Source organism: Methylosinus sp. R-45379 (genome assembly GCF_001644125.1).
Lineage (GTDB): Bacteria > Pseudomonadota > Alphaproteobacteria > Rhizobiales > Beijerinckiaceae > Methylosinus.
Genome location: NZ_LUUM01000301.1, coordinates 20,735 through 28,422 on the forward strand (window position 1 = coordinate 20,735; position 7,688 = coordinate 28,422).

Annotated in this window: 7 protein-coding genes and 1 pseudogene; 3 read left to right on the plus strand and 5 right to left on the minus strand. The window is 65.0% G+C overall.

Annotated features, from left to right (window positions below; genetic code table 11):
• Positions 1-27: 27 nt before the first annotated feature.
• A complete protein-coding gene (locus A1351_RS21830) occupies positions 28-1,776 on the minus strand; it encodes a SulP family inorganic anion transporter (protein WP_026598087.1) in 1,749 nt (582 codons plus the stop codon).
• A 70-nt stretch (positions 1,777-1,846) separates the two neighbouring features.
• Complete coding sequence (locus A1351_RS21835) at positions 1,847-2,116, minus strand: helix-turn-helix domain-containing protein (RefSeq protein WP_024879331.1); 270 nt, start codon at positions 2,114-2,116, stop codon at positions 1,847-1,849.
• Between the two features lie 132 nt (positions 2,117-2,248).
• Between A1351_RS21835 and ung the strand changes: the two genes are divergently transcribed.
• The 3 genes from ung (at position 2,249) to A1351_RS21850 (ending at position 4,981) form a co-directional block, all read left to right on the plus strand.
• Positions 2,249-2,914, plus strand: coding sequence for a uracil-DNA glycosylase (gene ung, locus A1351_RS21840; protein WP_026598089.1), 666 nt, complete (start codon positions 2,249-2,251; stop codon positions 2,912-2,914).
• Positions 2,915-3,086: 172 nt separating this feature from the next.
• Complete coding sequence (locus A1351_RS21845) at positions 3,087-4,148, plus strand: phosphatase PAP2 family protein (protein WP_024879333.1); 1,062 nt, start codon at positions 3,087-3,089, stop codon at positions 4,146-4,148.
• A 305-nt stretch (positions 4,149-4,453) separates the two neighbouring features.
• The gene (locus A1351_RS21850) at positions 4,454-4,981 is read left to right on the plus strand and encodes a hypothetical protein (protein ID WP_024879334.1); all 528 of its coding nucleotides are present in this window, start codon (positions 4,454-4,456) and stop codon (positions 4,979-4,981) included.
• Between the two features lie 52 nt (positions 4,982-5,033).
• On the opposite strand, the gene A1351_RS21855 is transcribed toward A1351_RS21850, so the two are convergent.
• The 3 genes and pseudogenes from A1351_RS21855 to A1351_RS25535 all read right to left on the minus strand — a co-directional run.
• On the minus strand, positions 5,034-5,843 hold the full coding sequence (locus A1351_RS21855; protein ID WP_245291704.1) for a GDSL-type esterase/lipase family protein: 810 nt from the start codon (positions 5,841-5,843) through the stop codon (positions 5,034-5,036).
• Positions 5,798-6,898, minus strand: a complete 1,101-nt coding sequence (locus A1351_RS21860; protein ID WP_064033914.1) for an OpgC family protein — start codon at positions 6,896-6,898, stop codon at positions 5,798-5,800. Before A1351_RS21860 ends, A1351_RS21855 begins: the two co-directional genes overlap by 46 nt.
• 108 nt (positions 6,899-7,006) lie before the next feature.
• A pseudogene (locus tag A1351_RS25535) lies at positions 7,007-7,688 on the minus strand (DNA replication and repair protein RecF); the annotation flags it as partial.

The window sequence follows — 7,688 nt, forward strand, 5'->3', positions numbered from 1 at the left end:
GGCCTAGCAAACCTCTTGCCGCGCGCCTCACGCGCGGCCGGGCAGGGCGGCGCCGGTCATCCGCGGGGCGCGATTCTCGGGTGGCTTGGGCGCCGTGGCGCGGCTGCGCGCGTCGGCGACCGTGCCGGCATAGAGCGTCTCCGGCTCGTGCAAGCCGGCCGAGAGCAGAGCGCGCCGCACGGCGGGCCGCGCCCCGGCGACGCAAACCACGGTTCCCGCCTTTCGCAATCGCGCGACAAAGCTCTCCAGCGCCCGCGCCGCCGTGCTGTCCACCAGCGGCGCCTCGCTGAAATCGAAGATGAAGACGCGCGGGTAGCGGCCGATCTCGTCCAGCGCCGCGCTCACCGTCGCCGAGGCGCCGAAGAAGATCGCGCCGCTGATCTTATAGACCATCACCTCTGCGTCGGAGGCGGCGGCGGAATCATAGGCGGGACGATGGCCGCCGTAATCATCGGCCTGATCCTCATCGAGAAAGGCCTCGCCGGTCTGCACCTCGACGCTCTCGGCGAGGCGATGCAGGAAGAGGAAGGCGCCGAGCGTCACGCCGACGCCTATGCCGATCGTCAGATCCTCGAAAATGGTGAGCAGAAAGGTCGAGACCAGCACCAGAGCGTCGCCGCGCGAGGCTTTGAAAAGAGCTGCGAATTCCTTTTTCTCCGCCATGTTCCAGGAGACGACGGCGAGCACCGCGCCGAGCGCGGCGAGCGGAATGAAAGCCGCCAACGGAGCGGCGATCAGCATGAAGCCGAGCAGGAACAGCGCATGCAGCATGCCCGCGACCGGACCCTTGGCGCCGGAGCGCACATTGGTGGCGGTGCGGGCGATGGTTCCCGTCACCGGAATGCCGCCGAAGAGCGGCGCGACGACATTGGCGACGCCCTGCGCGGCGAGCTCGCAATTGGAGCGATGGCGCCGCCCGCTCATGCCGTCGGCGACGACGGCGGAGAGCAGCGACTCCATGGCGCCGAGCACGGCGATGGTCAGCGCGTCCGGCAGCAGCGCGCGCAGCCGCACGAGATCGAAATGCGGGACCGCCGGCGCCGGCAGTGTGCTCGGTACGCCGCCGAAGCGTGAGCCGATCGTCTCTATGTCGAGATGCAGCGCCGCCGTCGCCGCCGCGCAGACCGTCACGGCGATCAGCATTCCCGGCCAGCTCGGCCGCCAACGCCGCAGGCCGAGGATGATCGCCAGCGCCAGCGCCGAGACGCCGATCGTCGCCGGCTTGAGCGTGCCGCGCGCCTCCCACAGAGCCGTGAGCTTGGGGCCGAGCGCGGCCGGCTCCTGCGCGATGGAGAGGCCGAAAATCTCCTTGAGCTGGCTGGCGAAGATAATGACCGCTATGCCGGCGGTGAAGCCGACCGTCACCGGAAAGGGGATGTACTTTATGTAGGTGCCCCAGCGCAGCAGGCCGATGGCGAAGAGAATGACGCCCGCCATCATCGTGGCCAGCGCCAGCCCGTCATAGCCCTCGCGCTGCACGATGGCGAAGACGAGAACGATGAAGGCGCCCGCCGGCCCGCCGATCTGGAAGCGGCTGCCGCCGAGCATGGAGACGAGAAAGCCGCCGATGATCGCGGTATAGAGTCCGCGATCCGGGCTGAGCCCCGAGGCGATGGCGAAGGCCATGGAGAGCGGCAGCGCGACGATCGCGACAGTGAGGCCGGCGATGGCGTCGGCGCGCAGATCCGCGAGGCCGTAGCCCTCGCGTAAAATGGTGACGAGCTTGGGCGTGAACAGCTCGATGAAGCTGGGCTGGCGAAAACGTCGATCTCTCAACACTGGCTCCTTAGGTCGAGGAGCGGCGGGATCGTCGGCGCGAAGTCGGCGGTCGTCGTCGCGATTTATCCTATGTCGTCGGATTGGGCGGACCAGGGCGGCGCATCCTCACGCCGCGTCCGCCGCCCTCGCTGCGGGCGTTCTCGCCGAGCAGCTCGACGCCGGCCCCATTCAGCGCCTCGACGACTTTTGTGAGCGTCTCGATCACGCCGCGGACATTGCCCTCGCTCGCCTCCATGCGCTGAATCGTCGGCAGGGAGACGCCGGAAAGCTCGGCCAGCTTCTTTTGATCTATGCCGAGCAGCGCCCTCGCGGCGCGCAATTGAGCGGCGGTGATCATCTCATATGCTCACGCTTATTATATTAGCAGGCATGTTTTATCTCGCCAAGATGATGTTTAGAACATCATTCTCGCGCTTTTGCGACATGGCCGGGTTCTCGCCCGGCGCCGACGCATGTTAGCTTGGCGGATATGAACAAACCCGTTCAAATCGACGAGAGCTGGAAGCTGCGCCTCACGGCGGAGTTCGAGCAGCCCTATTTCGACGCATTGCGCCAATTCGTGCGCGAGGAATATGCGCGCGGCCCGGTCTATCCGCCGGCCAAGCAGATTTTCCGCGCCTTCGACGAATGCCCATTCGACGCCGTGGAAGTGGTGATCCTCGGCCAGGATCCCTATCACGGCCGCGGCCAGGCCAATGGCCTGTGCTTCGCTGTGGGTCGCGACATTCCGCCGCCGCCCTCGCTGCAGAACATCTTCAAGGAGATCGAGAGCGACCTCGGACGGCCCGCCTCGCGCGATCCCGATCTATCGCGCTGGGCGCGGCAGGGCGTGCTGCTGCTCAACGCCACGCTCACCGTGCGCGACAGCGCCGCCGGCTCGCATCAGGGCAAGGGCTGGGAGCGCTTCACCGACGCCGCCGTGCAGGCGCTCTCTCGCGAGCGGGAGGGAATCGTCTTCCTGCTCTGGGGCAATTACGCGCGGCAGAAGGGCGCGGGCGTCGATCGCTCGCGGCATCTCGTGCTCGAGAGCGCGCATCCCTCGCCGCTGTCGGCGCGCGGCTTTTTCGGCTGCAAGCATTTCTCCAAGGCCAACGCCTATCTCGAATCGAAAGGACGCGCGCCGATAGACTGGTGAGATGCCTATATTACTGGAAGACATTATAAAATTAGTCGTTTACCGAAATGTAACCGCGGTTTCGTAGCTAAGTATTTATTGGAGCGCCGACGCGCGTCGGCATATTTCAGGGGCGTTTTCGTCGAGTTCGGCGGCGCGTCTCCAAATCATTTCGAGACGCGAGTTTTCGAGCATGCATTCTACGTTCTTTTGCAAGGCTGTTCATATTTCACGCCGATTTTACGACCTTTGTCTCGATCATCTGCGATCACGCTTCGTAGCGGTTCCATCGGCCGCCGTGCGCCTCAGCCTCGCGATGATGGCGAGCGCCTATGTCGGCGCAAAAGCGACGGGGCTGACGCTGCCATCCTTCCCGGACCCGAGCCTTTTCGTCGTCGCGGTCGTCGCTCTCGACCTCTATTGCCGCTTCGCCTCGCCGAGCTTCGTCTCGCGCGTCGCGCCGATATTCGTCTATTCGCTGATCTATATCGTGGCGACGTCGCTCGCAGGAATTTTCGCGAGCTATGCGACGCAGCGTCTCGCCATGCCGCTGCAGGACGAGCTGTTTCTCTCGCTCGATCGATGGCTCGGCGGCGATTGGCTGGCCTTCGCCCATTATGTCGACGATCGCCCCTTATTGGCGAAGTGGCTGCGGGAAGCTTATTCGAGCATGGCTATGCAGATCATCGCGCCTGTGGTTCTGCTGGTCGCGCTCGAGCGCATCGGCGAATTGCGCGTCTATCTTCTCGCATTCGCGATCGCGCTCACGGCGACGATCGTCATCGCCGCCTTCCTGCCGGCCTCGAGCGCTGTCACTCTCGTCGATAATTCGCTGTTTCACGAGCTTCGTTTCGGCGGTCGGACGCCGCTCGATCATCTGACCCGCCTACGCGAGTCCGCGCCGTTGAACCTCGAGAGCAGCACGATCGGCGGCCTTTTGAGCTTTCCCTCTTTTCACGCCGTGGTCGGCGCGCTGACGCCGCTGAGCCTGCGAACCGTGCGCCCGGCCTTCTATTTCTTGTGCGTCGTCGATATCGCACTGATGGCGGGCACGGTGACGGAAGGTGGGCATTATTTCGTAGACCCGATCGGCGGAGTCGCGCTCGCCTATCTGTCCTATCGATTGGCGCAGCGTATCGAGAGACGACGGCGTCGATCCATTCTATGTATCGGCGATACATTAGGATATCGCGCCGAGCGTCTCATGATAGAGGGTGGGCATCCGTCGCCGCTTTGCTTCGAGCTCGAGCGGTGAGGACGCCGACGCTCGTCGCTACTGCGGCGCAAAAATTGCTTTGTTCCTCCTGAGGAGCGACGAGCGTCGTCGTGCGGATCGAAAGCCGACATTTTTGTCGGCTCCGCGTCAGCGACAATGGAACGAATCGCACTCGCTCGATCTTTCGAGAGCGCTCCTTTTTCGTTTTCCTCGATGATCGACCTCGCGACGCGTCCGCTGGCTTGCGGGCCGTCGATTGCGAGTCCCGTCTCATCTATCCCCCAGGAAAATCGACCGTCACGGTCTCGAATGTTTCGAGAAGGGGCGGATAGCGAAAGCCGAACATGACGTCTATCGAAACGACCGCCTTCCAGCGCCTGGAGGCAGAAGGCCGGCTTTTGAAGCCCAGCCACAAGGGAGCGACGCATCACGCCGGCCGTTTCGGCTTTCGCGGCGAATTCGCCGTCACGCTCGATCCGCTGCTCGCATTGGAAGGCGTTCACGCCACTGCGGAGGAAGGCGACGCCGCACTGTCGTTTCTCGCCGGATCGCTCGCCTCGTTTCGTGAGCTTCCCGCTCTCGTCGCGGCGCTCGGCGCGAGCGCGAAGCCGGAGGGCAAATATTTCATCTATGTCTCCGATCTCGACCGCGCGTCGCGCTATGAGATCAGCATAGACGGCGTGCCGCTCTATGTTCTGCCGATCGACGACACCTCCGTCTACAATGAGCTGATCGAGCTTCTCTATCTCGATAAGACGAAGATGAAGAAATATGACACGGCCGAAAAGATCGACACGCTCGCCGATGGCGCGGCCAAATATGATCAGCGCTTCGAGTCCATCAGCTTCGAGGAAGGGTTGAAGCGCCTCTGAGCCTTCAACGCTCGTCGGCGCAGCGGCTTTTGCCTTGCGCCGATGAGCGCCTTCAATTCCCGCTCGGGCGGCGCTTGGCGAACACGCCGACGATCACCGCGCGCGCGATATGCTCGGCCATGCATTGATAGCCGAGATCGTTGAGATGGAAATTGTCGCGCGCCATCATCTGCAGATTGGCGTGGTTCTGCGCGATGAAGCGCATCGCGTCATAGCGGCGCACATAGGCGACATTCTCCGCCGTCGCCACGCGCTGCAACACATTGCGGATCGCGAAATATTCCTCGTCGCGCGAGAAGCGCGAGCTGTATTGCAGGCCGACGAGAACGACGTCGATCTCATTGGCCTTCAGCCAGCGTATGGTCGAGCTCACCGTATTCTCGAATTCGTCCGGCGCGATGCGCACCAGCGCGTCATTGGTGCCGAGCTGCCAGAGCAGGAGATCGGGCTTTTCCCGCGCCACCTCGCTCTTGATGCGTTCGGCGGTGACGGCCGCCACCTCACCGGAGACGCCGCGATTGGCGACCACGACATCGACGCCCTTCAGCGCCCCTTCCAAAATCGCCTCGAGCTGGGCTGGATAGCTCTTGGCGTCGGAGGTGGCGCCGACGCCGGAGGTGGAGGAGGAGCCGATGGCGAGAATGCTCGCCGTCTTGCGCTCGCGCAGCGCCTTGGCGAAATGCGGCAGCGAGGCGGGCGCGGCGATATCGCCGGCCGGCGCCTCGCAGGCGGGACTGAGCGGCGGCGCCTCGGACGGCGGCGTGGACTCTGGCGCGCGTTCTTGCGCGAGCGTGAGCGACGCCGCGAGCGCCAGCGCTATGCAGGAGCCCGCGCCGATTTTGCCCGCAACCTTTCGCGCCATTCCGAAGCCCATGCGGTCGCCCCCATCGCAGCGATGCCGAACATAACGATAAAAGCGTCGCTTACAACATCTCCGCTATAGGCGAAGCGGAAGATCTGCCCGGCGAGGCTCAGCAGAGACCCGGCGCAGAATACATTGAGCGAATTGCGGCCGAGCGCCGACAAAAAATCGGCGAGGCGCGGAAGGCCGCGCGCGATCACGTGGAAAGAGCCCGCGAAGACCGCGACGATGGCCAGATTGGAGAGCAGCCGCGCCGGCGACAAAAAGGTCTTGTCGAAAACGAAGAACAGCTTGGGCTCCGGCAGAGCGATCGGCGAGGGATCGAATTCGGTCCGCGCCGCGGCGACGCCGAGCAGCACGATCGGCAGCGCCGCCCACCACAGAGGCTTGCGATAGCGGCGCACGAGGCCGCCGATTCCATCCTCGCCGGCCAGCAGAAAGCCGAGCACGAAGACGAGCTGCCAGGCCAGCGGATCGAAGAACCAGGCGCCTTCGACCGGCCACGTCGGGAAATTGACGCCGAAGGCCAGCGCATAGGCCCAGATGGCGAGCGAGGCCGGCAGCAGCAGCGCTCGCGCATGGCGATAGGCGAGGGCGATCAGCGGCGAGACCAGCATCAGCACGACATAGAGCGGCAGAATGTCGAAATAGCCGAGCTGAAAGGTGAGCAGCACGAGGCCGAGATTGGCGCGCACCGGATCGGAGAAAATCGCCGAGGCGTTGTTCCAGTCGAGCAGAAAGGGCGCGTCCAGCAGCAGCGAGGCGCCGGCCTGCAGCGCGACCGCCAATTGCGCGATGACGAGCTGCGCCAGATAGACGGTGAAGGCGCGGCCCTCGAGCCGTAGGATCAGATACCGCGCCGAGAGCGGCTTGGCCGGCCCGTCCACCAGCTTGCGCAGCGCCCAGCCGGCGAGAAAGACGAACAGCTCCGCCGAATCGGAGATCGCCACATTGCGAAAGGTGAAGCGCTCGAAAAAAATCCCCGGAATATGATTCACGAAAATGGTGACGAGAGCGAAGCCGCGCCAAAAATCGATTTCATTCGGCTCGCGCATGCGCTTCTTCGATGGTTCGGCGGCTACGTTTTCCCACGGACCCTCGGGGCCGGGACGCGTCTGTTCAGGGCCTCGAATGCGGCCTTTTTTGGGAGCGTTGCGAAAGACTCACATCGCGCTCTCGATGCGCCCCGGAAAGACGCGCAGCAGTTGCGCGCGTCCGCCCAGCGTGGCGAACACTTCCGGATCGGCGCCCGTCATCCACACTTGCCCGCCGATGCGCGCAAGCTCGGCGTAGAGCGCCTCGCGCCGCAGCGGATCGAAATGCGCCGCCACCTCGTCCAGCAGCAGCAGCGGCGCGCGCCCCGTGGTCGCCGCCACCAGCCTCGCATGGGCGAGAACGAGGCCGGCCAGCAGCGCCTTCTGCTCGCCGGTGGAGCAGGCGCGCGCCGCCTCGTCCTTGGGGCCGTGGCGCACGGAGAGATCGCTCGCCTGCGGGCCTTCCAGCGTGCGGCCGGCGGCGGCGTCGCGGCGGCGCGCGGCGGCGAGCCGCGCGCGATAGCGATCCTCCACCTGCAGCGCCGGCTCCTCGCCGATCATGCGCTCCAGCTCCCCCTCTATCGAAACCTGCGCCCAGGGAAAGGGCGAGCTGTCGTCGCGCTCTCTCGCGATGAGCGCGCGCAGCCGCAGCACGGTCTCGCCCCGGGCCGCGGCGACGGCGACGCCGAGGGCGGCGATCTCGCGCTCGGCGGCGTCCAGCCAGCGGGCGTCGGCGGTCTCCTCGGCGAGCAAGCGGTTGCGATTGCGCAGAGCGCGCTCGAGCCTGGCCGCGCGCGCGCCATGCTCGGCG

Coding starts and splice junctions, on each gene's coding strand:
- A1351_RS21860 (WP_064033914.1), bottom strand. CDS start 6,898: ATGCGCGAGCCGAATGAAATCGATTTTTGGCGCGGCTTCGCTCTCGTC.
- A1351_RS21855 (WP_245291704.1), bottom strand. CDS start 5,843: ATGGCGCGAAAGGTTGCGGGCAAAATCGGCGCGGGCTCCTGCATAGCG.
- A1351_RS21850 (WP_024879334.1), top strand. CDS start 4,454: ATGACGTCTATCGAAACGACCGCCTTCCAGCGCCTGGAGGCAGAAGGC.
- ung (WP_026598089.1), top strand. CDS start 2,249: ATGAACAAACCCGTTCAAATCGACGAGAGCTGGAAGCTGCGCCTCACG.
- A1351_RS21835 (WP_024879331.1), bottom strand. CDS start 2,116: ATGATCACCGCCGCTCAATTGCGCGCCGCGAGGGCGCTGCTCGGCATA.
- A1351_RS21845 (WP_024879333.1), top strand. CDS start 3,087: ATGCATTCTACGTTCTTTTGCAAGGCTGTTCATATTTCACGCCGATTT.